Genomic DNA, 24,462 nt, shown 5'->3' with positions numbered 1-24,462 from the left:
AATGGCCGGCGGAAGAGCCGCGTTATTTGGAGAATTGCTTCAGGTAGGCAATGACATTGGCGATGTCCTCGTCTTTCTTGAGGCCGACAAACGCCATCTTCGTTCCTTTGACCATCGCTTTCGGATCGTGAAGGTAGGTGGTCAACGTGGCCCTTGACCGCCGGCATCCGCTTTTACGCCGGAGAGCAAACGTTCGTCCTTCCTCCCCGGACTGGCAGCACCTGCACGCCTCGAAAAGCTAGACTGCCGATGACGGAAGTCAATCGTACAAAGGTCCTGTTTCGTTTCCCGACTGCGCGAAGGGGAAGTGCGTAGCGACACGCGGTTCACATTATTGACGCCTATTGGCCGAGCGCGTAGCCTCACTCCAACCGGTTTGCTGTTTGGGCACCTTCAGGAATCCGCTGCAACTCCAAAGCACGAACTCTGGAGAGTTCGCCGCGCAGGCGACGACAAGTGCCAAATGGACATGGTCGATCTCATATTAACGGTGTGCCTTAGCGCCAATCCGGGCAATTGCCGAGATGAACATGTCTATTTCGAGAGCAGCGGCTCTCTGTTCCAATGCATGTTCCTGGCGCCCGCCGAGATCGCAAAATGGTCTCAGGAACATCCGAGGCTCAAGGTCGTGCGCTGGAAATGTGCCTTTCCGAGCAAGGAACGAGCGATTTGATCGGCATTCCTGGTTCGCATGTTCGACGTAAGATTGCCGCGGCAACATCGCAATCCACAGGTGATGGGCGACCTTTTGCGGTCGTTCCAGCAAAAATTTCCGGGTGTGGCCTGATCGCCTTGCCGTCCGGAATGCATATCGGAGGAGACATGCCGATCGACAGGGTACGACGCAAGCTTGTGAACGGCTTCGCCTGCACTGCGGTTTGCGCCGCGATGCTGCCTTGTTGCCTCGGGCGGGCCGCCCTCGCCGCTGCCGGCGACCTTGCGTTCAAGATCAGGAAAGTCGCCACAACGTCCTCGCTTCCAGGGCGTGGATGAATTGATCACGGCGGATGGCAAAGGCGAAATCCGTGTGGAGGCGACAGACACGGATGGCATGGTATTTCGCGGCCATTGGCCGATGGAAACAGCAGGACTGTGAGGCACTCGGCCACGCGTGCCTGTTCCGCCTGACTAAAAGCAACGTATGTCAGCTTCCGCCTGCGCGCGTTTCAGTTCCGTGCGCGCCGCCTTCGCTGGCGCGCTTTCGCGAAACAACCCTGCCGCCTCCCCTGTCGTCAACGACATGCTTTTGAAGGTCTCCGCCCTCTCATAGTGATCATAAGGAACAATCGAGGCGATAACATCGATCGAGCAGGAACAGCTTTCAAGCGCCTGACGTGTCTGGCCATTTGTTTGCATGCAGCCGAGCACGTAGTCGGCAATCGTTGCCGTCGGGTAGTCTCCCGCGGCATTGGCCGAGTTCGCAAAGGCCAGCGCCGCAAAGGCCAGCGGCAAGGTGAGAGATCCAACAGACCTTATCATGACGAACCTCCAGTTGGCCTGGACACCATGCATCCAGACGGGATCATCGCGCCAATTGGCGACGTGCCGCAAAGCCAGTCAAGCTCCCATGGCCTGCGTATAGGACCAAAGGAGGAATGCCCTATCGGCCGACAGGAGCCGACTTCATGACCCGCTGTGCACCCCCCTTCACGCGTTAATTTCATGCTTCGCCCACTATCGGCAGGCAGCGAGATGCGTGCATACTTACTCCGAGGTGCCTCGTAGAATATGTCGAAATATACTCAAATGTGTGTCACCTCGAGAATACAAGAGAAATGTGGATTTTATATATGTCGTGGCTGGACGCTCATCTGATTAATAGTTTTTCACAAGACGCTTCTTTTAATTGTTTCTGACTATTGCACTGCACCATAATCGATATTGCAGCGCAACGATGCATTGTAGGTTTTTGCTTGCCTGGCCTTTTGCGATGACATAGCTTTTTCCTGTTTCCGGCTTCAAGAGCGCCACCGTCATCAGGGAGCGGCGGCAGTCTTTCGAAGACCAAGGGGCGGGCGGTAACGGTGCCCTCTGCTTCGGGGTAGGTCGTGACAGCTGCCGGAAAATAACTTCCCAACATGAATTGCTTGGGCAAGCCCTTGTGGGGCTTGATGGTCGATTCTTCACTGTGAACCCGGGAGGATTTTGGATGCGTGTACTTGCGAAAACTACCTACATTCTGACGACCGCGGCGTTTTTATCGCTCGGCGCTGCCTATACGGCTTCGGCCAATGAAGACCTTGCAAAGCTCGCATCGGATGCGAAGAACTGGGCGATGCAGACGGGTGACTACGCTAACACCCGCTATTCCAAACTCAACCAGATCACTGCCGACAATGTGAAAAACCTGCAGGTCAAATGGAGCTTTTCCACCGGCGTGCTGCGCGGTCACGAAGGGGGGCCGCTGGTCATCGGCGATGTGATGTATGTCCACACGCCTTTCCCAAACAACGTCTATGCTCTGGACCTCAAGAACGACGGGAAGATCCTCTGGAAATACGAGCCCAAGCAGGACTCGAACGTCATTCCGATCATGTGCTGCGACACGGTCAATCGCGGTGTCGCCTATGGCGACGGCAAGATCATTCTCAACCAGGCCGACACCACCGTCGTCGCGCTAGATGCCAAGACCGGCAAGGTCGTGTGGTCTGTCAAGAACGGCGACCAGACCGACGGCGGAAAGGGCGAATCCGGCACGTCGGCACCCGTAGTCATCAAGGACAAGGTGCTCGTTGGCGTCTCCGGTGCTGAATTCGGTGTTCGCGGCTGGCTGGCCGCCTACAATCTGAAAGACGGCAAGCTCGCCTGGAAAGCCTATTCGGAAGGTCCTGATGCAGACACCCTTCTCGATCCTGAGAAGACGACCCATCTCGGCAAGCCTGTCGGAAAGGATTCCGGCACGAACACCTGGGAAGGCGAACAGTGGAAGACAGGCGGCGGCACGACATGGGGATGGTATTCCTATGATCCCAAGCTGAACCTCGTCTACTACGGTACCGGCAATCCCTCGACGTGGAACCCGGTCCAGCGCCCCGGCGACAATCGCTGGTCCATGACAATCATGGCTCGCGATGCGGATACCGGTGTTGCCAAATGGCTCTACCAAATGACCCCGCATGACGAGTGGGACTATGACGGCATCAACGAGATGATTCTCGTCGATGGCATGGAGGTCAACGGCGCCAAGCACGACGTGCTGGTGCATTTCGACCGCAACGGCTTTGCTTATACCATGGATCGCGCCACCGGCGAGCTTCTCGTCGCCAAGAAATACGATCCGGCAGTGAACTGGGCGACGGAAGTCAACATGGACCCCAAGAGCGACCAGTATGGCCGCCCGCAGGTCGTCGCCAAGTATTCGACCCAGCAGAACGGCGAAGACACCAACTCGACCGGTATCTGCCCGGCCGCGCTTGGAACCAAGGACCAGCAGCCGGCCGCCTACTCGCCGAAGACCGGGTTGTTCTACGTGCCGACCAACCATGTCTGCATGGACTATGAGCCTTACAAAGTGAGCTACACCGCCGGTCAGCCCTATGTGGGCGCCACCGTGTCGATGTATGCGGCGCCTGGCGGTGACGGCAACATGGGCAACTTCATTGCCTGGGATGCAGCCAAGGGTGAGATCGTCTGGTCGAAGCCCGAGCAGTTCTCGGTGTGGTCGGGGGCGTTGGCGACCGATGGCGACGTCGTCTTCTACGGTACGCTCGAAGGTTACATCAAGGCGGTCGATAAGGACGGCAAGGAACTGTACAAGTTCAAGACCCCGTCCGGCATCATCGGCAACATCACGACCTATGAACATGACGGCAAGCAGTACGTCGCCGTTCTGTCCGGCGTCGGTGGATGGGCCGGTATCGGTCTGGCAGGTGGGCTGCTTTCGCCCGATAACGCCGCTGCCTGGCATGGCGCCGTTGATCAGGGCCGTGCGCAGGGCGACCAGACCGCGGTCGTTGGAACCGCCGGTCTGGGTGCTGTCGGCGGTTACGCTGCACTTGCCGACTATACGACGCTGGGCGGCCAGCTCACCGTCTTCGGCCTCCCGGACTGATAGCCGGGAAGAGCCTTACGACTAGGTTCGAAAAACGAGAGCCCGGGTCACCCGAAGCCGGGAACCGGGCTCTCGATTGCGCCGCCCACCCAACGCCGATCAATGCCGCTGCACGACGGCAGCCAGGGTTTCTGGCAAATGAAGGAAGAGTCTGAATGATCGTTCGCATTGCAGTTTCCGCTCTCGCCCTGGTCCTGCTGCCTCTGGCCAGCTCAAGTCTGGCACGGGCCGAAGACAGCATGGAAAAAGCCAAGGCGGTGAAGCAAGAAGGAGGCAAATATTTAGATGCGGACGGAAATCCGACCTACAAGATCGAAAACGGTACCGTCGATTGGTACACCTTCAGCGGGTACCGCCGGTATCACTCAGATTGCCATGTCTGTCACGGACAGGACGCCACAGGTTCGAGCTATGCGCCTGCCCTGGCTAATAGCCTGAAGAACATGGATTACGCCACGTTCCTGTCGATCGTCGCCGAGGGCCGCAAGAATGTCGGCAGCGGCAAGGAAAATGTCATGCCTGCCTTTGGCGACAACAAGAACGTCTATTGTTACCTGGACGATCTCTACGTCTATCTGCGCGCGCGCGCCGATGGCGCGGCACCCCGCGGCAGGCCGCCCAAGCACGAAAACAAGGCTCAGGCAGCCAAGGATGCCGAAGCATCCTGCATGGGTGGATGATATGACCGGCTGCACTGCATCGAAGCTGCGCGTCGTTCTGCCGATCCTCGGCGCGCTCGCCTTGCTGCCGTCGAATGTTCTGGCACAAAATGCCGGGCTTGGCGCTGCGGGCGAACTGGTCGATCCCGACATTCTGCGCGTCTGCGCAGATCCCTCGAACATGCCCTTTACCGACAAGAACGGCCAAGGCTTCGAAAACAAGCTGGCTGAACTGGTTGCCAAGAAGACTGGGCGGAAATCAGTCGCTTACACGTGGTTTCCCACTGTCACCGGCTTTGTGCGCAACACGCTTGGGGCCAACCGATGCGACATCATCATGGGCTACGCCCAAGGTGATGAACTGGTGCAGAACACCAATGCCTACTACCGCTCCGCCTATGTGCTCGTATACCCCAAAGGCAACGGCATGAAAGGCATCGAGACGATCGAAGACCCAAAACTTTCCGGCAAGAGAATCGGCGTCGTCGAAAGCACGCCGCCAACCGCCAACATGGCCACCAACAAGCTTCTGCGGACCGCCAAGATCTACCCGCTGGCGGTGGATACGCGCGTCACCCCTTCCATAGGGGAGGTCATGATCAACGACATGCTCGCCGGCAAGATTGACGCGGCGGTCCTGTGGGGGCCGATGGCAGGTTACTATGCCAGGGAACTCGGAGCCGATGTCACCATTGTTCCGCTGCTGAAGGAAAAAACCGGCTCGCGCATGTCCTACCGCATCACCATGGGCGTACGTCCGTCCGACCAGGAATGGAAGCGGACGCTCAACCGGGTGATCAGGGAAAACCAGGCGGAGATCACCAAGCTCCTGCTGGATTACAATGTGCCGCTGATCGACGAGCACGACAATCCGATTACGCAATAGTTGGGATGGGTCAGGAGGAGAAAAAACCTACGCGATGAACAATTGAAGAGAACTACAGCTACTTTCGATAGTTTTGTTTTTCGGCCTTTCAAAACCTTGGTGTTTCATTTGTCCATTTTGAGACGTGATGGACGAGCCATTGCTTCGGTGCCCTGCAATGGTTGGCTAACCACCGGATCGGCCCCTTCGGGCTGGTAGAAGAGGAGAAATGTTATGAAGAAGAGCTGGACAAAACCGACCATGTGTCAGGTTGCTGCGGGCTTTGAAATTTCGCGGTATCTGCCTGCTGAAATTACTCCCAAGAAGTAGGCCGCAGAGGTGCGTGTCCCTGGCAACAGGGGCACGCATCCCCTTGCCGCATGGGATTTTCGTGAAAGAGTTTGAGGCACGCAAAGCGGGCGGGACGTTTTTTGCGGCTGCAAATCGGCTGCTGGTCAGAGAAGCCGCGGGGCGGGCGTTTTCATGCGCTTGAGAATCATCGGATCGGCGGCAGGCGGTGGCTTTCCGCAATGGAACTGCAATTATCGTCTGAGCCGTGCGGCTCGCACGGGGGTAGCTGGCGTGCATTCACGAACCCAATCAAGTGTCGCCGCGTCGGCGGATGGGCTCGGCTGGGTTCTGTTCAACGCCTCGCCCGACATTCGCCAGCAGATCGCGGCAACGCCTGAATTGCAACCCGCGCACGATGCGCCGCTGCGCTCGACCCCTATTCGCGCGGTGGTGCTGACCAACGCCGATGTCGATCATGTCGCCGGCCTGCTCAGCCTGCGTGAGCGGCAGCCTTTCGCTGTCTATGCAACGACACAGGTTCTGGCAACGCTGGAGGCGAATTCGATTTTCAATGTCCTCGATCCGGCGCTCGTGCCGCGACGCATCTTGCCGCCGGCGCAAGAACTGGCGATCTGCGATGCAGACGGCCACGACACCGGGGTGGCTGTCGAGAGCTTTCCCGTGCCCGGGAAGATAGCCCTCTATCTCGAAGAAAGAGGCCAGCCGGATGCGAATTTCAGCTCCGATGCCGGCGACACGATCGGCGTTCGAATCGCCAGTGCCGGCAGTCGCGGCTCCGTCTTCTACATCCCCGGCTGCGCCCGCATCGATGCGAACCTGCGAACGCGTCTAGCCGATGCCGCATGCCTTCTGTTCGACGGCACGGTCTTCACCGACGACGAGATGATTGCTGCCGGCGTCGGCCAAAAGACCGGTGCGCGCATGGGGCATCTGGCAATGTCGGGAGACGCGGGGTCGATCGCCGGCCTGGCCGATGTGAGGATCGGCCGCCGTGTCTTCGTCCACATCAACAACACCAATCCTGTTCTGGACGAGAATTCTGCCGAGCATGCAGCAGTCAAAGCGGCTGGCTGGGAAGTGGCCCGCGACGGGATGGAGATGGACCTTTGAGTGATTTCCACGACGCAGCCAGCAACGGCCTGTCCTCCAGCGAGCTCGAAGCCATGCTGCGGCAGGTCGGTGCCGAGCGCTATCACAACCGCCATCCTTTCCATCACAGGATGACCAGCGGTGCGCTGTCGCGGACCGAGATGCAGGCCTGGGCGCTGAACCGCTATTGCTATCAGGCCGTCATTCCACGCAAGGACGCTATGATCCTCGCACATGCCGAGGATCCGGCGTTTCGCGCCGCCTGGCGCAAACGCATCGAGGATCATGACGGCGAGGACGGCTGGAGCGGCGGTATTGCGCGCTGGTTGCACCTGGCGACCTCGCTCGGTCTCGATGCCGACGCGGTGAAGAGCGAGAGGCTTGCCCTGCCGGCGACACGTTTCGCGGTTGGCGCTTACCTCTCCTTTTGCACGAACCGGACCCTGCTAGAGGCGGTCGCGTCGTCGCTGACCGAGATGTTCTCGCCGCTCATCATCGGCGAGCGGGTACCCGCGATGCTGGCCAGATACGATTATATCACCGAGGACACGCTGGCCTATTTCAGCCGACGGCCAGAACAGGCCTCGCGCGACGCCGACTTCGCTCTTGCCTATGTGCTCGAACATGCCGACACGGCGGAACGCCAGCAGCAGGCGATCGATGCACTGGTGTTCAAATGCGATATACTCTGGGCCATGCTTGACGCGCTTCAACACGCCTATGGCGAGCCGGGCAATATCCCGCCCGGCGCCTTCCGTCCGGAGGCAGCCCAATGATGGCACTGCGCGAAAGAGCCATGGTGTCGCCGCAGTCGGTTCCATCGCTGCCGAAGCACGTGCGCATACAGTACGACCCCGTGCGCCAGGCGTTCGCCGTGCTTTCGCCCGAAAAGGTGTTCTGGCCAAACGATATCAGCCTCGACATATTGCGCCGCTGCGATGGACGGTCCACGGTCGGCCACATCATTGCCGGCCTTGCCGCAGATTATGACGCCGAACAGGAGGCTGTGGCGGCCGATGTCGTCGCCTTCCTGCAGGAATGGTCGGACAAGCTGCTGGTGAAGCTATGAGCGAGCCCCCTCTCCCCCCGATCGGCATGCTGGCGGAACTGACGCATCGCTGCCCGCTGCAATGCCCCTATTGCTCCAATCCGCTCGAATTGCTGAAGGCCAATCGCGAACTCGACACGCAGAGTTGGCTCGACCTGTTCTCGCAGGCGGCCGATCTTGGCGTTCTCCAGGTGCATCTGTCCGGCGGTGAACCGACGCTGCGTCGCGATCTCGAGCAATTGATCGCCGGGCTTTCGGCCCGCGGCGTCTACACCAACCTGATCACCGCCGGCGTCGGCATTGCGGATGGCCGCATCGAGGCATTTGCCGAAGCCGGACTCGACCATCTGCAACTGAGCTTTCAAGGCGCACGGTCGGCGACCACCGAGCGCATCGGCAATCACAGGGGCAGCCACGAAAAGAAGCTGGAAACGGCACGGCGCGCTCGCGCGGCCGGCTTGCCGCTTACCATCAACGCGCCGATCCATCGCCATAACATCGAGGAGGTACCGGAATTCATCGATCTGGCCCTTTCGCTGGGTGCGGAGCGTCTCGAGATCGCCAACGTGCAGTACGCCGGCTGGGCGCTGACCAATCGCGATCAACTGATGCCCGAGCGTGCTGCCGTCGACCGGCAGGCGGAGATCGTCGCGGCGGCGCGCGAACGGCTCACCGGCATCATGAACATCGATTTCGTCACGCCGGATTATTTCGCCATCTATCCCAAGCCGTGCATGGGCGGCTGGGCGCGCGACGCCTTCATGGTGACGCCGGACGGTACCGTACTGCCATGCCATGCCGCCCAGACCATCCCGTCGCTCAGCTTCGAGCGTTTTGGACCACGCAGCCTGGCCGCGATCTGGACCGATTCCCCGGCATTTAATGCCTTTCGAGGCACGGACTGGATGCAGGAGCCCTGCCGCAACTGTGAGCGGCGCGAGATCGATTGGGGCGGCTGCCGCTGCCAGGCGATGGCAATCGCCGGCGATGCCGCCGCGACGGACCCGGCTTGCGCGAAATCGCCGATCCATGCGCGCATGGCAATGCTGATCGACGAAGCCCAGCGCGCTGCGACGGTTCCTTCGAAGGACGAACCATTCGTCTACCGGCGTATCGGCGTCGTCACCGAGCCTGCCTGACTGCCGACCTATTCCTACGGCCTAGGCTCGTGAAAGCCGTTCGGCATGCCACGTCATATGGTCATGCATGAATGTCGAAATGAAAAAATAGGAGTGATCGTATTCGTCCTGCAGCCGCAATTTCAACGGAATGCCGGCCTTGGAGCAGGCGTCTTCGAGCAGCCAAGGCCTGAGGCCCTCCTGGAGGAAACCGTCTGACGTTCCCTGATCGACCAGGAATTCCGGGAAACGGTGTCCATCCTCGATGAGCGAAGTGGCATCGTAGCGCCGCCACGAGGCCTCATCCAGGCCGAGATATTTTTCGAAAGCCGGCTTCGACCAGCCGGCTGTGCTTGGCTGCACGATCGGCGCAAATGCCGAGCAACTCCTGAAACGTGCGGGATTTTTCAGCGCGATCGTCAGCGCGCCATGCCCGCCCATCGAATGGCCGAAGATCGACTGGCGCGCCATATCGGCGGGAAATTCGCGCCCGATCACCGCTGGCAACTCCTCGACGATATAGGAATACATGCGATAGTTCTTGGCATACGGCTCTTGCGTCGCGTCGAGGTAAAAACCGGCGCCGCTGCCGAACTGCCAATTGTCCTTTTCATCCGGAATGTCGGCACCACGCGGGCTGGTGTCGGGACAGACGACGATCAAGCCAAGTTCGGCGGCAATACGTCTGTATTCGCCTTTTTCCATTACATTCGCATGGGTGCAGGTGAGTCCGGAGAGGTACCACACCACCGGGCAACGCCGTTCCCGTGCCTGCGGAGGCACGAAAATGGCAAACGTCATTTCGCACGAGCAGCTCGTCGACAGATGAGAGTAAACATGCTGGGCGCCGCCATGCGACTTGGCAGTCGAGACGAGTTTCGGGTGCTCTGGCATATATTCTTCTCCGCCAATTTTAACCGCCGACCGTAGGGTCTACGACATCGAGGGTGATCGCTGCAACCTTGGTGGGCCGGCTGGCGCGCAGGGCTCTTGATCGGAGCCGGGATGGCCTGCCTTCGCCGACCGTTTTGGCGCAGCAAGGCGCGAGAGGCCATTCGCTGGCGCAGCGTTGCCCAACGTCTTTCGCAAGCCATGCGGGCCAGGCTGGGCGATCGTTGGCGATGCTGGCTATGACAAGGACGCAGTCACTGCGCAGGGCATCAGCGATGCTTCCGGGACGCCGAGCTCTGCGCAAATGCACTTGCCATGGCTTTCGGCGGCGACAGCAGCTTCGAAGCGGCTATGGCGGACGAGCACGCACGCGTCATCGCGCGGGCTCGCAGCAAGCGCGCCCGGGTACCGAGCAAGAACTGGTGAGCCGACGGCTATTCACGACCGTCGAAAGCGACGGACAGGCCCAGGGCAGTTGCTGCCTCGACGATCGCCTCGGTTAGCTCTTCGTCGGATGCGACCAGATAAGGGGCGGCTTGCCGTGCTGCGTTTAATGTCGCTGTGATCGAAATGGTGTCACCACGATCCTCCCTATTGAGGACTGCGGCGATTGCTTGCTCTACTACCGGACTGACCCTCTGCACCTTACTCATCCAACCCTCCCCGTATGCGGCCCAGGGCGATGGTAATCTATCCACGGTTGTATTCAATTCGATGTATGAAACGTACAGATCGGCTGAACCGTTACGGCCGGACATCTCTAATTTCGACGGCATTCTAGACCGACCAAGCCTGGCAACCGGGCCTCGACCGGTTTTTCAGATTTCCCGCGCGCTGCGGAGCCATGGCAAATTGCCAGGTTCGTACGCGAGCCCGGTCCAGGACCTCGGCTCGGCCCACGGGCGCATGCCCCTGTGCTTGGCGAAGATGTCGCCTAGAAATAGCCGAGGATGGATTTGACCTCGAGATACTCCAACATGCCCTCGATCCCATATTCGCGTCCGTTTCCAGACTGCTTGAAACCGCCAAACGGGGCGTGCGGATCCCAGGCCGGGTAGTTGAGATGCACCTGACCGGAGCGTATCCGCGAGGCCACATCCCTGACGGCGTCCACATCCTGGCCCTGCACATGGGCCCCCAGACCGTAGACCGTGTCGTTGGCGATGGTGACGGCCTCCTCGATTGTGTCGTAGGGGATGATGCAGAGAACTGGCCCGAAGACCTCTTCTTGGGCAACACGCATGCTCGTGCGCACGTCGGAAAAAATGGTCGGCTTCACATAGAACCCAACGTTCAGATCGTGCGCGCGACCCGGTCCTCCGGTGAGGAGCTTGGCGCCCTCGGAAATGCCGACGCCCATCATGGTTTGGATGCGGTCGAATTGGGCACGGTTTGCGATTGCACCATGAGTTGTGGCTTCCGAAAGAGGATCGCCAATGACGATCTGGGCTGCGGCCCTTTCGGCGATTGCCTCGATCTCGGGGAGCAGCGAGCGTGGCGCGATCATGCGCGTCGGGGCGCTGCATGACTGACCGAGATTGCGGAAGGCGGCGGCTACCCCCAGAGAAACGGCACGATCCAGATCTGCGTCCGGCAGGATCACGTTCGGCGACTTGCCGCCGAGCTCCTGCGCGACACGCTTGACCGTGGTCGCTGCCGCCTGGGCCACCGCAATGCCCGCGCGGGTGGACCCGGTAATGGAGATCATGTCGACATCTGGATGGGAGGCGAGACCCATACCCACGCCTGGACCATCACCTTGCAGGAGGTTGAACACCCCGGCCGGGAAGCCGGCTTCCTCGATCGCTTCGGCGAACAGAAGGGCGTCCAAGGGAGAAAGCTCGCTCGGCTTCAGCACGACCGTGCATCCTGCAGCCAGCGCCGGCGAAACCTTGGCGGTGATCTGGTAAAGTGGCCAGTTCCACGGAGTGATCAGGGCGCAGACACCGATCGGTTCGTGGGTGACGGCGGTTTGCCCCCGTTGCTTGACGAAGCGAAAGTCTGTCAGCACATCGCGAGCGACCTTAACATGCGTGATCGCCAGCGGCACCTGCGCGCTGCGCGCATAGCTGATCGCCGCGCCAATTTCGAGGCTCAGGCATTGAGCCAGCAGTTCGCCGCGCGCCTCGAGCAGCGCTTGCAGGCGATCGAGCAGACCCGCGCGGTCTCCTGGCGTGGTCCGACTCCAGGTGGCGAATGCCCTGCGAGCCGCTGCAACGGCCGCGTCCACGTCCTCGCCATTTCCAAGCGAAAACTGGCTCACAACCTCTTCTGTGGCGGGATTGACGACAACGCCCGTCGCGGTGCCGCTCGGCTCGACCCATTGACCGTCGATGAAGAACTTGTCCAGGTGGCCGTTGCGGGACAGATGTTCGAGGGGCGTCATCACCCTACAAGGTCCTTCATGCGGTAATAGGCGCCGAGAATCGGCAGGAACCAGGGGCGCCCGAAATAACCGGGGATCGCTGGCCAGTCGAAATCCTTCCACGGATTGAGCTCGCGGTGCCCGTCCATGACGTCGGCCATGATGGTGCCCATCAACGTCGACATCTGGGTCCCGTGTCCGCTATAGCCCATCGAGTAATAGATGCCATCGCGCTCTCCGGCGCGCGGCAGGCGATCGCGGGTCATATCGACCATGCCGCCCCAGCAGTAGTCGATGCGGGTGCCGGCCAGTTCCGGAAAGACCTCGACCATCGCCGCCTTGAGTATCCGGCCGCTTTTTTCGTCGGATTGAGGATTGGACACGGCAAAGCGCGCCCTCCCGCCGAACAGAAGGCGGTTGTCCGGCGTGAGCCGCCAGTAGACAACGAGATTGCGCGTGTCGACGACCATGCGCCCGGTCGGCATGAGACGCTTAAGGTGGTCGGGCGACAGCGGCTCGGTCACGATCAGAAATGCGCCGACCGGGATCATGCGCCGACGGATCCAGCCGAGCGGGCCAACCTGGGAAATGCCGCTCGCCAACAGAACCTGCCGCGCGACGATCTTGCCCTTTGGCGTCGTTACCTCATGCCCGCCTGAAACCTTGCGCATCGCCATGAGGGGCGAGCGTTCATGGACCTCTGCGCCACGCCGGGCAGCGGCGGTCGCGAGGCCCCGGACGAACCGGCCGACATGCATGCCCGCGCTCTTGGGAAAGAGCAGCCCGCCATGGTAGCGGTCGGTCCCGACTTCCGCCCGCAGGTCGCAGCGCGCGATCATCCTGGTGTCGGGATCGACATTGGCCGCCAGCAGTTCCTGGCTGCGCTCCAGCATGTCGTAGTGTTCGGGCTTGGCGGCGAGCTTGAGCTTGCCGACGCGGGAGAAGCTGCAGTCGATCTTTTCTTCCTGCACCAACCGCTCGACCATATCGACGCCAGCGTCGAAAGCCTTGTAGAGCGCATTTGCGGCCGGCTTGCCGTGCTTGCCAGCCATGATTGCATAGTTCTGGGCAAAGCCGTTGTTGCACATCCCGCCATTGCGGCCGGACGCGGCGTTGCCGATTGTTTCGGCCTCCAACAGGGCAACCCGGGCGCCCTTTTTGGCAAGGGCCAGCGCGGCGGAGGAGCCGGTCAGGCCGCCGCCCACAATCGCCACGTCGTAGTGGCCTTCGAGCGGTTTGGACGACCCTTCATTGAACGGCTGAGACGTATCCAGCCAATAAGAGGTAAACTTCATTTTCTTGACCACCAGTGTGGTTTGAGTGGGGCGACATCCGAGCGTAGTTGCGCGCCTACCAGCCGCGCATCCGCTCCCAACGCGCTTCAATCTTGGGGCTGTCCCCGTTGACGACGCTGTAGAAATCATGCTGGGCGGCCATCGCACACGCATGGTTAGGCAGAATCCGGACCCGAGACCCGAGCGGCAGCTCGGGCATGGACTTTCCAGAGCCGGCACGAATGGCGAGGATACCGTGTTCTTGGCTGGCCTGGGCCACTATCACATCTTCAAGCACCCGCCCCTTTTCGTCGCAAACCGCGCCGTAACCCTGGTCGATCTGCTGGTTTGCGGTTCCCCGGTCGCGCGAAAGCGCCATCCACCCAGCGTCGACCAGCACCCATCCTTTTTCCGGCTTTGACCCGATCACCGTGGCCAGTACGGAAATCGCGATGTCGTCCAGTTCGCACACCCCTACCCCGTGCTGGACGAGGTCGAAAAACATGTAGACTCCAGCGCGCAGCTCCGTGACCCCCTCAAGATTGCTGGCGAAATGCGCTGTCGGCGTCGAACCGAGGCTGATGATCGGGCAGGCATGGCCGTGAGCGCGCAAAGTTTCGGCCGCGCGCACGGTGGCCGAACGCTCGTTCTCGGCTGCCTTGACCAGCGCATCGGGCGTGCTCAGGCTATAGGACTCGCCCGCATGGGCGAGGACGCCGACGAGATTAGCGCCCGCTTCGACGACCCTGTTGGCCACCTCGAGCAGCTTGGGATCGTCCGGCTTCAATCCACCGCGATGATCATCGCAGTCCAGTTCGATGAAAACAGATGGTGTCATACCGGTGGCTTCGCGGACGTCGGCCAAGCCGTCGGCCTGCCCTACGGAATCGAGCAACAGCTTCACATCAGCGCCGGTGCGGCGACAAAGCTCCATGGCGCGGATGGCCGAAGCCGGCGAGATGCCGACCGCGTAGGTCATGTCTCGAAAGCCATGGCCCGCAAAATACTCCGCCTCGGCGATGGTCGACACCGTGATCGGAGCCGGTTCGCGGTGGAACGCGTATCGGGCGACGTCGATGCTTTTGGCCGTCTTCATATGCGGGCGCAGCACCACGCCAAGCTTCTTGGCGCGCTCGGCCAGACCCTGGATGTTGCGCTCGAGCCGCCCACGGTCGAGAAGCAGCGCCGGAGTGACCAAGGCGTCGATCGTCCGAGCCGTCTCGCTCACCGCCAGGTTTGCCGCCCTCGTGTTCATAAGTTCGTTTCCTAAGTGAACGATTGGTTTGCCAATGCATACATATGGGCTGGCCGCTCGGAGACGGGTCGTTGGCCTTTGACCATGGCGGTCGCACTGCCGGACCGCTGAAGGCCAAGGCTCTCAAGCCAGTCGCCCAATCCATCCTCGGCATAGACGTCGATGCGAATGAATTGATCGTGAAGCTTCGAAAGCTGGGCCAGTATCAGAAGCCGCGCGTCTCGGTCGCTCTCGGCTGCACAAGGGCCGACGACATAGCCACGGCCAAACCTCCTCGCGATAGCGTAGCCTGCAATCCGTCCCCTGCGCTCGATGACCAATGCGTTGCCCACATCGGCGAGCGCAGCCACCATCGCCAGCCGGGGCATGCCCGTGGCCGATTCGTCGAAGGCCTGGATCGCCGCGAGGTCGGAGGCTGTCGCTTGACGGATGTCGTCGCGGGTACTCCGCGTCACGGCGGCACTCAGCGAGCCCTGGTGCTGAAGCACCGTGCCCCAGGCAGTGAAGCCGCGTCGCTTGTAGAGCGCCAGCCCCTCTTCGGTTGAGTTGAGCAGCACGTTGCGACCGTGTGTCGCCTCAAGCAATCCATCAAAGAGCCGGGCGCCGTTGCCACCGCCTTGCGCGGAGCCAGTAACTATGATCATCCCGACCGTGGCATAGGACTGTCCGTAATTCCACGACATGGCGGTGCCAATCACCTGTCCTGCCCGCTCGAGGACCAGGCCATTGCCGACCCTCAGGGCAAATTCCCAATCCTCCTGACGGTAGGGCCAGCCCATCTCCTGCGACAGCTTCAGCGCGCCCGGCAAATGGCGGGGTTCCAATTTCATCAGCTCGGTCGCGGCGCTGACGATATCTCTGTCATGCTCAAAGGCCATAAGGTGCAACGCTGTCACTTGATCCAGAGTCGGATTGAAGTCGGACCTTAGAGTCGCGCCCCGGGGACAGATTTCGCTGCTGTTTTGCCCCTTCAAATCAGCGGGATTATTCGTTTTAAGCAGTTCCTCGGCATGCCAAATCGCGCAAATCGGGCGAGGAATACCTGGCACCTTGAATCGCCCCTCGTGGTCCCCCGCGGTCGGCGTGACGTCCGCACCATCCCCAATGGATGTGATCTCAGCCTCTGCAATGGCATAGCCGCAACACTCCCCAGCGATAAAACGCATGATGCTCAGAAGGAATTTTTGATGATCTACATCAGCGAAGAGCAGTCAGCCGCCCTCGTCACCCATGAACTTGCCTTCGAGGCGGCGCGGGAGGCTCTCGTGGCGGCAGCATCGCGGCAGAGCTGGGTCTTTCCCGCTGTTCTCGGACGCACACAGGAGGCGACCAATACCTTCTCAATCAAATCCGGTTCGTCGGACGACCTGACCGGAGTGAAAATTGGCTCCTTCTGGTCGGGCAACCCGGCACGTGGCCTTCCCCGCCACAACTCGACCATCGTGCTGCTCGATCAGCATACAGGTCGGCTCGGCGCCGTAGTAGAGGCCGGGAGGGTCAACGCCTACAGGACAGCCGCCGCCGACGCGGTTGCGGCTGATCTTCTTGCGCGCAAGCAAGCCAAGGTTCTGGCAATCTTCGGCGCCGGCAATCAGGCGGGCTTCGAAGTGATGGCGCTGGCACGCATCCGCCCAATCGAAACAGTGTTGGTCGTGGCGCGGCCTTCGCCGCGGCGCGACGCTCTTGTCGATCAGATCGGCGAAAGGGGCCTGAAGGCGCGCGCTGCCTTGCCTGAAGAAGCCGTGCGAGCGGCCGACATCGTGGTCACGGCGACACCCTCACGCGAACCGCTGTTCGATGCCGCTTGGGTCGGATCCGGAACCCATATCGTCAGCATGGGGTCGGATGCTCCGGGCAAGCGCGAATTGCCGAGCGAATTATTTCCCAAGGCATGTCTGTTCTGTGATCTGCTTTCCCAGTCCGTCCAGATCGGCGAGTTCCAACACGTGCGCGACGAGATCGACGCCGGCATGCTTGCGGTAACACCAATCGGCGACGTCATTGAAAAGCGTGTGCCCGGACGCCGCTTCGACAATGAGATCACGGTCTTCGACAGTTCCGGTATCTCCCTGCAGGACCTCTACATGGCCGACGCGCTGATCCGCGCAAAGGCGACCCACCGCTGATCAGCTTCGCACCGACAGGCCCCAGCCTCGACGGATTTTTCGACACCACTGGAGTGCTCTCCGGCAACAAGGTGTCGCAAAACTGCTTGCGATCGGGATCGCTGCGTGTCGTAGTTCAGCAATGCGTTTCTTCCAGCCACGGTAGGGCAGCTACAATCCAGGCCGAATCCAGCCTGGAGAATGTCCTGATATTTCCGGCGATCAGCGGCTGGCGCGCCAGAAGGCGAGACGGTCCTGCAACCGATAGCCCTGGATAATCGCCGGCATGAACCACGGATTGCCACGATAGAGCGGGACGGCCGAAGGCGGTCGAAAGTCGAACGCAGTGCGCGACTGCTCGCCATGCCCCATCAGTTTGTGGGCCGCACGCATGCCAATCCATGGCGCCCAGACCACGCCCGAACCGCAGAAGCCGGTTGCATAGACCACACCGTCCTTCTCGAAGATGCGGGGCAGCATGTCTCGGTTCATCGCCACGTTGCCGAACCAGCAATGCGAAAGGCGCACGTTCTCCAACTCCGGGAAAAGGTTTACGAGGCCCTTGCGTAGGAGACGTTTCGGCGCTGCGGGATCGCCGACGCGAGAACTGTCACGGCCCCCCAGCAGGATACGTTTTCCGTCGGGCGAGGGGCGATAATAGAAACCGAGTTGCCGGTTCTCGGTGATCGTCATCAGCTTCGGCATCAGTCGCGCCATGACATCAGGCGCAAGTTCTTCGGTGACAATGATCCGGCTGCGGACCGGAACCAGGCGGCGGCGGAGGAAGGGAGCGGCACCGTCGGTATAGCCGTTGGTACAGACCAGAACCTGCCGTGCATCCACCGTCCCTGCCGAAGTCGCGACGCGGAACTCCGAACCGTTCCTCTCGATCGACTTGACCACTGTATGCGAATGGACCGTCAACCCGGATGCGAGCGCCACCCGCAGGAGCTCAGCATGGAATTTTGCGGGGTGCAGCCCGCCAATGTCCATCCGAACGGTTCCGCCGCGGTAGAAGTCAGTGCCGATATAATTTCGCTGCTCGGCATGCGGAACCGGGTAGGACTCGATCCCCAGTTTCTTCGCCAGCGTCTCGGCGCCGCGCGCCATCTTCTCATACTGTTCATATCCGAAAGCGCCTTTGAATTGGCCAACCAGTCGGAAGTCGCAGTCGAGCCCTTCGGTCTTGATGAAGTCGTAGAGGAATTCGCGTGCGACCTTGCCCTCGGCCTCGATCGCCATGGCCTTCTCTTCCCCGAAGCGCCGGGTGATCGTGGCATAGTCCGGCCGGATGCTCCCGCTCGTAATCCCGCCGTTGCGGGTGGAAGCGCCCTCGCCCGGATTCATCGCATCAAAAGCTGCGACCGAGCGTCCTTCGCGCGCCAGCACAAGCCCGGCCGAAAGCCCGGCATAACCGGCGCCGACAATTGCCACGTCAAGCTTCTTTGCGACTGGCTGCCGCGGCAGCGGCATGACGGGCGCTGCTTCCCACCAGTAGGGTGTGTTCTTGTCGGCGATATGAGGCTCTTGCACGTGGCTGACTTCTCGCTGCATTGCAGGGGTAAAGATCTGCGGTCGGTGAAACTTCAGATGTGGTCGTCTCGGACGTCGAGCGCATCACGCAGCCCGTCACCGATGAAATTGAAACTGGTTACCGCAATGGTGATTGCAGCCCCGGGAATGATTGCCAGCCAAGGTGCGCTGCCCAGATATTGCTGGGCGCCATTGAGCATGTTGCCCCAGCTAGGCAATGGCGGCTGGATCCCATAGCCGAGGAAGCTGATGTAGGCTTCCATGAGAATGGCGCGCGCGACCGTCAAGGTGGAAGCGACGATAATCGGCCCCATGGCGTTGGGCAGTATCTCGCGGAACATGATGTGGGTGCCGCTCAACCCCAGCATTCGGCCGGCCAGGACGAACTCGCGTTCGCGTAAGGAGCGGACCTCCGCTTCGACGATGCGGGCAACCTCCATCCAACTGGTGAGGGCGATAATGACGGTGATCATCACAGGACTGGGCTTCAGTGCGGCAGCCAGCGCCAGCAGCAGAAAGATCGATGGGAATGACAGGAATCCATCGACCGTGCGCATCAGCGTGGCCCCGACCCAGCCGCCCCGATAGCCGGCAATTACGCCGACCAGGGTGCCGATGAGCGTCGACAAAACCATGGCAAAGAAACCGACCAGCAGCGAGATTCGTCCCGCCATCAAAAGCCTTGCCGCCACGTCGCGGCCAAGCGGATCGGTGCCTAGAAAGTGGTAGCCCGTCAGCGGGGAGGCAAAGCGGGCCCGCAGATCGATGTACAGCGAGTCATAAGGCAGGAGATGGGGGCCGAGGACGCAAGCAAGGCTCAGGAAGATGATCATCGCCAACCCGAGCAGCGCCAAGCGATGCCGCATGAAACGACGTGCCGCGCGGTTGTTTCTCCATCGGCTTGGAGCTGCATTTGCGGTGAGAGCGGTCATATCGGCTGTCTCCTGTCGGGGAAGTTGCGCGCTCAAGCCAGACGAATGCGCGGGTCGACAATAGCGACGACAATATCGGCGATCAGATTTCCAAGCAGAACGAGCATGGCGGAGAACATCAGCAGCCCCATCACAACCGGATAGTCGCTGTAACCAAGGCTATCGAGGAACAACCGTCCCATTCCTGGCCAGGTAAAGACGGTTTCGGTCACGAGCGCGCCAGTGAGGACGCTGGGAAGCTGCATCCCGGCCAAGGTAATCATCGGCAAAAGTGCGTTGCCGACGACATGCTTCATCAGAATCCGGCGTTCACTCAACCCCTTGGCCCTCGCCGTCTTGACGAAGTCCTGGCTAATGGCGTCGAGAGTCGCCGTCCGCATGTAGCGGCTCCAGATCGCGACATGGACCAGCGACAGCACGATACTTGGCAGGATCAGATGGCGGAGGTAGCCCAGGATCGAGGTGTCGCCGATCTCGGACATATTGCCCGCGGGCAGCCAGCCCAACTTCAGGGAAAAGATATAGATGCCGACGAGCCCGAACCAGAAGGTGGGGACAGACAACGCGACCATGGCGCCGACAGTTGCGAGATAGTCGAACAGCGAGTAGCGGCGCGTGGCGCCGCGGATTCCGATCCAGGCGCCAATGGAAATTGCAATCACGGTTGAGGAACCCATCAACAGCAGCGTGGCAAAGAGATGGCTGCCGATGACGTCCAATACCGGCGCTCCGTCACGGAACGAGTGACCCCAGTCGCCCCGCACCAGCCGCCATGCCCAGTCCAGATATTGGATCCATATAGGCCGATCGAGGCCCAGCAGCCCCTTGAGACGCTCGATATCCTGCTGGGTCATTCCGGGATCGAGCCCGAATTGCGCCAGCGGGCCGCCGGGAAGGAGGTTCAGAATGCCGAAGCCGATGATCGAAACGATCACAAGCAGCACCAGGCTCTGCGAGAGGCGATTGAGCAGGAAGCCGCGCATTCGAGTCCTCCGTTGTGGGTTTACCATTTTAGTCTGTTGCCGCCGCCGCGGCGGAATCGGGCGGGGCGGCGGCAACTGCGTGGATTAGGCCGTCCACTGCCAGGCCGCGGCATTCCACGACGCGGTGCGGGTGTTGGCGTTGGGTTCGAAGCCGTCCAACCCTTTCTTGCGCCCGAGGACGATTGTGTACGCGAACAGCGGCAGGAAGGGCAGATCGTGGCGCACCACTTCCTGCACACGATTATAGATCCCGCGCCGTTCTTCCGGATCGAAGCTGCGAGCACCCTTTTCGAGCAGGGCATCGACCTCAGGATTGGAATATTGCCCGGTGTTCGAACCGTGTCCGCCTTGAGCGGCGATTGCCTTCGTATGGAGCCGGTTTGTGGCGTCGGGGTCCGCGGCAATCAGATAGGTGACGCCCACCATGGCGGTGTCGAATTGCGACTTCAGCCAGAACTCGCCCCACATGACTGCAGCCGGCAAATTCGAGATCGTCATCTCGACGCCGATCTCGGCAAACGTCTGCTGCAGGAATTGCTGCGTCTGCTCGCGGAGGTTGTTGCCAGAAGTTGTTGAGTTGGAGAAGGACAGTCGCACCCCATCCTTGGCGCGGATTCCATCCGGCCCCGGCGCCCAGCCGGCCTCGTCAAGGATTTGGCGCGCCCGGTCCAGATTGAACTCCTGAACCGGCAGGTTCGGGTCGTAGTAGTAGGACTCCTTCGGCATGAAGGTCTCGGTGAGGGTGCCCACGCCGTAATAGATCGTGTCGACAATCGCCTTCCTGTCCAAGGCGGCGTAGAGCGCCTGGCGCACTGCCAGGTCCTTGAACTGCGGGCGGCCCAAATTGAGGTAGATCGACTCCAGGGATGCCCCTGTCTCCAGTGTCACCACGCGGTCTGGTAGTTCGCGGGCTTCAGTATAATGGTCGGCGGTGATGAACGACTGATCGACCAGGTCCACGTCGCCGCTCTTGAACTGCGTGTAGAGCACCGTCATGTCGGGGATGTATTTGAAGATGAGCTGCTCGACATAGGGACCTTCGCCGGCGTACTCAGGATTGGCGACGAGCTCGATATGATCGCCCGCGACGCGCTGGCTCCATTTGAATGCGCCGGTGCCGACCGGCGCCTGGTTGAACGCGGCTGTATTCGGATCGGCCTCTTTCTCCAGAATGTGCTTGGGCACAATGAAGGTTTCGGCCAGGAACGAAAGATAGGGCGCAAAAGCCTCCTTCATCCGCCATGTGATCTCTGTGGGCGAAACCACTGTGATGTCCTGCACGAGCGAATGGCCGCTCGTGCGCCAAGCGCGAAACTTCGGGTTCGTGATGAGTTCAAGGGTGAATTTCACGTCCTCGGCTGTGAAGGGCTCACCGTCGTGCCAGCGGGCATTGTCACGCAACCGGATGCGCCAGTTGAGACCGTCCTCCGAAATGCCGCCGTTCTTCTGGCTTGGCACCTCGGCTGCGAGGTTTGGATGTAGGCCACCTTGGGGATCCATGCGGACCAGCGCGTCGAAAACCGAGAAATGGACCGCGTCATCGACTTCGATATGCGCCATCAGCGGATTGAATACGGTCGGCTCTTGCGAGAGGCCGACGACGACGCGACCGGCCGGGCCTGCAGGAGGAGTCTTGGCGAAGGCGGGCTTGCCCAACAGATTGGGCGCGATGAGGCCTGCAGCCCCACCTAGCGCCATCAGTCGCAGCGCTTCGCGCCTCGAGTAGTTAGACGTGGTCGATGAATTTTTGGTCATGGTAGTTCCTCTCTTGTTATCTGTTATGCGTTTGCTGCAACTGGACGGGCACTGCCCGGCCGCTCCCCTGGGATCGCCGCTACGAGTTGGCGCGTGTAGGCTGCTTGCGGGTTCAGGAATATTTGCGAGGGCGGCCCGCGCTCGACGATCCGGCCCTTCTGCATCACAGCGATTTCGTCGCAGATCTGGCTGGCGACGCGCAGGTCGTGTGTGATGAAGACCATCGACACGCCGGTCTCGCGCTGGATCTGATCCAGAAGCTGCAAGATCTGCGCCTGGATCGACACGTCGAGTGCGGAGACCGCCTCGTCGGCAATCAACAGCTTCGGCTTGAACATCAGCGCACGAGCGATGCCGATGCGCTGGCGTTGCCCACCCGAGAACTCGTGCGGGTAGCGGCCAAAAGCGCCGGCATCGAGACCGACATGGGCCAGAAGCGCACGCGCTTCATCGCGCGCTTGGGCATAAGGCATCCCGTGCGCCATCGGGCCTACCGTCATGATGTGACCGACCGTCGAGCGTGGGTTCAGAGAAGCGAAGGGATCCTGGAAGATCATCTGGATCCGGGGTCGAAGCGGGCGGAACTTCGCTTCGGAAAGCTTGGCTATGTCACAGCCCTCGAACAAGATCCCGCCGCCGTCACTGTCCAGCAGCTTGATCAGCAGCCGGCCCAGCGACGATTTCCCCGAACCGCTCTCGCCTACGACCCCCAGCGTGCGGCCGGGCGCCAGTTCGAACGAAACCTCGTTGACCGCTGTCACAACTCGTTGCGCGCCGAACAGTGCGCTGCCGCCGCGATAGGTCTTCACCAGACCCTCAACCTTCAGGATCGGCTCCTTGCTGGCAGCCTCCGGACGGGGGCGATCTTCGCCGGTCAAATGCGGTACGGCTGCAATCAGGCGCTGGGTATAAGGGTGCTTGGGCGACTTCAGCACCTGTTCGGCGCTGCCCTGTTCGACGACATTGCCCTTTTCCATCACCACGACGGTGTCGGCGATCTCGGCCACCACGCCGAAATCGTGGGTGATGAACATCACGCTCATGCCCTTGCGCCGCTGAATGTCTCTGATGAGTTCCAGGATCTGTGCCTGGGTGGTCACGTCGAGGGCGGTGGTTGGCTCATCCGCAATAAGCACCGTCGGTTCGAGCGCAAGGGCCATGGCAATCATGACGCGCTGCCGCTGCCCGCCCGAAAGCCGGAAAGGGTACTGGTGATACATGAGTTCGGGATCTGGCAAGCCCACCTCAGAGAGCAGCTCAATAGCGCGGTTTCGACAGGCTTCTGACGTGCCGAAGCCATGCGCGGCCATGACCTCGTCAATCTGCGCACCCACCGTCATCAGGGGGTTGAGCGCCGAAAGCGGGTCCTGAAAGATCATCGACACGACCCGTCCACGCAAATTGCGCAGTTTGTCGGGTGACATGCCGATGATGTTCATCCCCTCCAACTGGATGACACCCGATGAGACGCGGATCACCTTGGGCAGTAGCCCCATGATCGCGTTCGCCGTAACCGACTTACCCGATCCGGACTCGCCAATGATGCAAAGGATCTGGCCGCGTTTCAGATCGAAGGAAATGTTCTTGACAGCATGGGTCCGTTCCATGCCTTGCGGCAAATTCACCGTGAGGTCGCGCACCGAAAGCGCCACATCGTGGGGGGCTACAGCCTGGATGCTTGCGACCATCGAGATCACCTCCCCTTTCAACCGAGCGCGTCCACCCTGTTGCGGACCGCTTCATCGCCCTTTGAACAGAAGCGCCTCACCGCAGCGCCCGTAGCCTGGCCATTTCGGCGCTTCGCGCGCTGAGGCTGCGAGAGACGGGTTCTGCTCATCCAGGCGACTCCCTTATGAAAATCCGGTCCGTGTACCGGACTGTGTTCCCTTTTCTTGGAGAACTCACCGATGGGGCAAACCGTGCCTATCGGATGTCCTCTGGGGCCTGCCCGCCATAAGGAGGGTGGCTCCGTTCTTTCAGCCAGTTTGACTGTTCTGTTTCCGCAGAGTCATCGAAACTTGGCTCTCGGGCAGCAGGAACTTCTGAAAAGAACGTCCGAATTGGCATTTCACTCTGTTTGGCATGATGATGGTAGCGTAAGTCCCACAATCTGCGCGGCATAGGCGAGAGTCTAAGAGTGATTGGCCGAAAAAAAGACTGAGCAATGACGCCAGCGGCCGTGCCGCCGTGTCAGGCGGGCACGGGATTCCTTGCCCCAGGAAATTTG

General features: G+C 60.8%; 21 protein-coding genes and 1 pseudogene. 9 read left to right on the top strand and 13 right to left on the bottom strand.

The annotated features are described in order from the left end of the window. Positions 1 to 22: 22 nt before the first annotated feature. Positions 23 to 148: pseudogene (locus NKJ40_RS01785) on the bottom strand (c-type cytochrome); the annotation flags it as partial. Between the two features lie 449 nt (positions 149 to 597). Between NKJ40_RS01785 and NKJ40_RS01780 the strand changes: the two are divergent. Then, positions 598 to 993, top strand: coding sequence for a hypothetical protein (locus NKJ40_RS01780; protein WP_352464206.1), 396 nt, complete (start codon positions 598 to 600; stop codon positions 991 to 993). A gap of 135 nt (positions 994 to 1,128) precedes the next feature. On the opposite strand, the gene NKJ40_RS01775 is transcribed toward NKJ40_RS01780, so the two are convergent. After that, positions 1,129 to 1,479 (bottom strand): hypothetical protein, encoded by a 351-nt coding sequence (locus NKJ40_RS01775; protein WP_292655032.1) that lies wholly within the window; start codon positions 1,477 to 1,479, stop codon positions 1,129 to 1,131. Positions 1,480 to 2,149: 670 nt separating this feature from the next. Between NKJ40_RS01775 and NKJ40_RS01770 the strand changes: the two genes are divergently transcribed. The 7 genes from NKJ40_RS01770 (at position 2,150) to pqqE (ending at position 9,163) form a co-directional block, all read left to right on the top strand. Then, positions 2,150 to 4,051, top strand: coding sequence for a methanol/ethanol family PQQ-dependent dehydrogenase (locus NKJ40_RS01770; protein ID WP_292654917.1), 1,902 nt, complete (start codon positions 2,150 to 2,152; stop codon positions 4,049 to 4,051). 155 nt (positions 4,052 to 4,206) lie between these two features. Then, positions 4,207 to 4,731, top strand: a complete 525-nt coding sequence (locus NKJ40_RS01765) for a c-type cytochrome, methanol metabolism-related (RefSeq protein ID WP_352464204.1) — start codon at positions 4,207 to 4,209, stop codon at positions 4,729 to 4,731. Position 4,732: 1 nt separating this feature from the next. Then, positions 4,733 to 5,596, top strand: a complete 864-nt coding sequence (locus tag NKJ40_RS01760; protein ID WP_352464202.1) for a substrate-binding domain-containing protein — start codon at positions 4,733 to 4,735, stop codon at positions 5,594 to 5,596. A 462-nt stretch (positions 5,597 to 6,058) separates the two neighbouring features. After that, positions 6,059 to 6,997, top strand: coding sequence for a pyrroloquinoline quinone biosynthesis protein PqqB (gene pqqB / locus NKJ40_RS01755; protein WP_352464200.1), 939 nt, complete (start codon positions 6,059 to 6,061; stop codon positions 6,995 to 6,997). Continuing rightward, positions 6,994 to 7,752: a pyrroloquinoline-quinone synthase PqqC gene (gene pqqC / locus NKJ40_RS01750; protein ID WP_352464198.1), complete on the top strand. Its 759-nt coding sequence runs from the start codon at positions 6,994 to 6,996 to the stop codon at positions 7,750 to 7,752. The genes pqqB and pqqC overlap by 4 nt, the downstream gene beginning before the upstream one ends. Continuing rightward, complete coding sequence (gene pqqD, locus NKJ40_RS01745; protein ID WP_352464196.1) at positions 7,749 to 8,045, top strand: pyrroloquinoline quinone biosynthesis peptide chaperone PqqD; 297 nt, start codon at positions 7,749 to 7,751, stop codon at positions 8,043 to 8,045. Before pqqC ends, pqqD begins: the two co-directional genes overlap by 4 nt. Continuing rightward, a complete protein-coding gene (gene pqqE, locus NKJ40_RS01740) occupies positions 8,042 to 9,163 on the top strand; it encodes a pyrroloquinoline quinone biosynthesis protein PqqE (protein ID WP_352464194.1) in 1,122 nt (373 codons plus the stop codon). The genes pqqD and pqqE overlap by 4 nt, the downstream gene beginning before the upstream one ends. 21 nt (positions 9,164 to 9,184) lie before the next feature. Here pqqE and fghA read toward each other — a convergent pair whose 3' ends face one another. The 6 genes from fghA to NKJ40_RS01710 all read right to left on the bottom strand — a co-directional run bounded on the left by fghA (position 9,185) and on the right by NKJ40_RS01710 (position 16,093). After that, positions 9,185 to 10,036: an S-formylglutathione hydrolase gene (gene fghA / locus NKJ40_RS01735; protein ID WP_352464192.1), complete on the bottom strand. Its 852-nt coding sequence runs from the start codon at positions 10,034 to 10,036 to the stop codon at positions 9,185 to 9,187. A 431-nt stretch (positions 10,037 to 10,467) separates the two neighbouring features. Further along, a complete protein-coding gene (locus NKJ40_RS01730) occupies positions 10,468 to 10,686 on the bottom strand; it encodes a hypothetical protein (protein WP_352464190.1) in 219 nt (72 codons plus the stop codon). 281 nt (positions 10,687 to 10,967) lie between these two features. Then, on the bottom strand, positions 10,968 to 12,422 hold the full coding sequence (locus NKJ40_RS01725) for an aldehyde dehydrogenase family protein (RefSeq protein WP_352464189.1): 1,455 nt from the start codon (positions 12,420 to 12,422) through the stop codon (positions 10,968 to 10,970). Then, positions 12,419 to 13,693, bottom strand: coding sequence for an NAD(P)/FAD-dependent oxidoreductase (locus NKJ40_RS01720; protein ID WP_352464187.1), 1,275 nt, complete (start codon positions 13,691 to 13,693; stop codon positions 12,419 to 12,421). The genes NKJ40_RS01725 and NKJ40_RS01720 overlap by 4 nt, the downstream gene beginning before the upstream one ends. A gap of 55 nt (positions 13,694 to 13,748) precedes the next feature. Next, a complete protein-coding gene (locus NKJ40_RS01715; RefSeq protein ID WP_352464185.1) occupies positions 13,749 to 14,927 on the bottom strand; it encodes an alanine racemase in 1,179 nt (392 codons plus the stop codon). Positions 14,928 to 14,938: 11 nt separating this feature from the next. After that, positions 14,939 to 16,093 carry a GNAT family N-acetyltransferase gene (locus NKJ40_RS01710; protein ID WP_352464184.1) on the bottom strand — a complete coding sequence of 385 codons (1,155 nt, stop codon included), beginning with the start codon at positions 16,091 to 16,093 and terminating at the stop codon, positions 14,939 to 14,941. A 21-nt stretch (positions 16,094 to 16,114) separates the two neighbouring features. Between NKJ40_RS01710 and NKJ40_RS01705 the strand changes: the two genes are divergently transcribed. Beyond that, complete coding sequence (locus tag NKJ40_RS01705; RefSeq protein WP_352464182.1) at positions 16,115 to 17,053, top strand: ornithine cyclodeaminase family protein; 939 nt, start codon at positions 16,115 to 16,117, stop codon at positions 17,051 to 17,053. Between the two features lie 201 nt (positions 17,054 to 17,254). On the opposite strand, the gene NKJ40_RS01700 is transcribed toward NKJ40_RS01705, so the two are convergent. From NKJ40_RS01700 to NKJ40_RS01680, 5 genes are all read right to left on the bottom strand, one after another. Then, positions 17,255 to 18,586: an NAD(P)/FAD-dependent oxidoreductase gene (locus tag NKJ40_RS01700; protein ID WP_502903677.1), complete on the bottom strand. Its 1,332-nt coding sequence runs from the start codon at positions 18,584 to 18,586 to the stop codon at positions 17,255 to 17,257. A 32-nt stretch (positions 18,587 to 18,618) separates the two neighbouring features. Then, positions 18,619 to 19,497: an ABC transporter permease gene (locus tag NKJ40_RS01695; RefSeq protein WP_352464180.1), complete on the bottom strand. Its 879-nt coding sequence runs from the start codon at positions 19,495 to 19,497 to the stop codon at positions 18,619 to 18,621. A gap of 32 nt (positions 19,498 to 19,529) precedes the next feature. After that, positions 19,530 to 20,480, bottom strand: a complete 951-nt coding sequence (locus tag NKJ40_RS01690) for an ABC transporter permease (RefSeq protein WP_352464178.1) — start codon at positions 20,478 to 20,480, stop codon at positions 19,530 to 19,532. 84 nt (positions 20,481 to 20,564) lie between these two features. Next, positions 20,565 to 22,235 (bottom strand): peptide ABC transporter substrate-binding protein, encoded by a 1,671-nt coding sequence (locus NKJ40_RS01685; RefSeq protein ID WP_352464176.1) that lies wholly within the window; start codon positions 22,233 to 22,235, stop codon positions 20,565 to 20,567. A gap of 23 nt (positions 22,236 to 22,258) precedes the next feature. Then, complete coding sequence (locus NKJ40_RS01680) at positions 22,259 to 23,923, bottom strand: ABC transporter ATP-binding protein (protein WP_352464174.1); 1,665 nt, start codon at positions 23,921 to 23,923, stop codon at positions 22,259 to 22,261. Positions 23,924 to 24,462: the final 539 nt, after the last annotated feature.

The organism is Mesorhizobium sp. M0119, from assembly GCF_040322615.1.
GTDB lineage: Bacteria > Pseudomonadota > Alphaproteobacteria > Rhizobiales > Rhizobiaceae > Mesorhizobium.
Note: the sequence above shows the minus strand (reverse complement) of the source record. Positions and strands in the feature narration are given on the sequence as shown.

Bases quoted from the DNA above. Each gene is read 5' to 3' on its own strand.
- NKJ40_RS01780 (WP_352464206.1), top strand. From the start codon at position 598: ATGGTCTCAGGAACATCCGAGGCTCAAGGTCGTGCGCTGGAAATGTGC.
- NKJ40_RS01710 (WP_352464184.1), bottom strand. From the start codon at position 16,093: ATGCGTTTTATCGCTGGGGAGTGTTGCGGCTATGCCATTGCAGAGGCT.
- pqqE (WP_352464194.1), top strand. From the start codon at position 8,042: ATGAGCGAGCCCCCTCTCCCCCCGATCGGCATGCTGGCGGAACTGACG.
- pqqD (WP_352464196.1), top strand. From the start codon at position 7,749: ATGATGGCACTGCGCGAAAGAGCCATGGTGTCGCCGCAGTCGGTTCCA.
- pqqB (WP_352464200.1), top strand. From the start codon at position 6,059: ATGCGCTTGAGAATCATCGGATCGGCGGCAGGCGGTGGCTTTCCGCAA.
- NKJ40_RS01690 (WP_352464178.1), bottom strand. From the start codon at position 20,480: ATGCGCGGCTTCCTGCTCAATCGCCTCTCGCAGAGCCTGGTGCTGCTT.
- NKJ40_RS01760 (WP_352464202.1), top strand. From the start codon at position 4,733: ATGACCGGCTGCACTGCATCGAAGCTGCGCGTCGTTCTGCCGATCCTC.
- NKJ40_RS01695 (WP_352464180.1), bottom strand. From the start codon at position 19,497: ATGACCGCTCTCACCGCAAATGCAGCTCCAAGCCGATGGAGAAACAAC.
- NKJ40_RS01685 (WP_352464176.1), bottom strand. From the start codon at position 22,235: ATGACCAAAAATTCATCGACCACGTCTAACTACTCGAGGCGCGAAGCG.
- NKJ40_RS01775 (WP_292655032.1), bottom strand. From the start codon at position 1,479: ATGATAAGGTCTGTTGGATCTCTCACCTTGCCGCTGGCCTTTGCGGCG.
- NKJ40_RS01730 (WP_352464190.1), bottom strand. From the start codon at position 10,686: ATGAGTAAGGTGCAGAGGGTCAGTCCGGTAGTAGAGCAAGCAATCGCC.
- NKJ40_RS01705 (WP_352464182.1), top strand. From the start codon at position 16,115: ATGATCTACATCAGCGAAGAGCAGTCAGCCGCCCTCGTCACCCATGAA.
- NKJ40_RS01715 (WP_352464185.1), bottom strand. From the start codon at position 14,927: ATGAACACGAGGGCGGCAAACCTGGCGGTGAGCGAGACGGCTCGGACG.
- NKJ40_RS01770 (WP_292654917.1), top strand. From the start codon at position 2,150: ATGCGTGTACTTGCGAAAACTACCTACATTCTGACGACCGCGGCGTTT.
- fghA (WP_352464192.1), bottom strand. From the start codon at position 10,036: ATGCCAGAGCACCCGAAACTCGTCTCGACTGCCAAGTCGCATGGCGGC.
- NKJ40_RS01680 (WP_352464174.1), bottom strand. From the start codon at position 23,923: ATGGTCGCAAGCATCCAGGCTGTAGCCCCCCACGATGTGGCGCTTTCG.
- NKJ40_RS01700 (WP_502903677.1), bottom strand. From the start codon at position 18,586: ATGCAGCGAGAAGTCAGCCACGTGCAAGAGCCTCATATCGCCGACAAG.
- NKJ40_RS01720 (WP_352464187.1), bottom strand. From the start codon at position 13,693: ATGAAGTTTACCTCTTATTGGCTGGATACGTCTCAGCCGTTCAATGAA.
- NKJ40_RS01765 (WP_352464204.1), top strand. From the start codon at position 4,207: ATGATCGTTCGCATTGCAGTTTCCGCTCTCGCCCTGGTCCTGCTGCCT.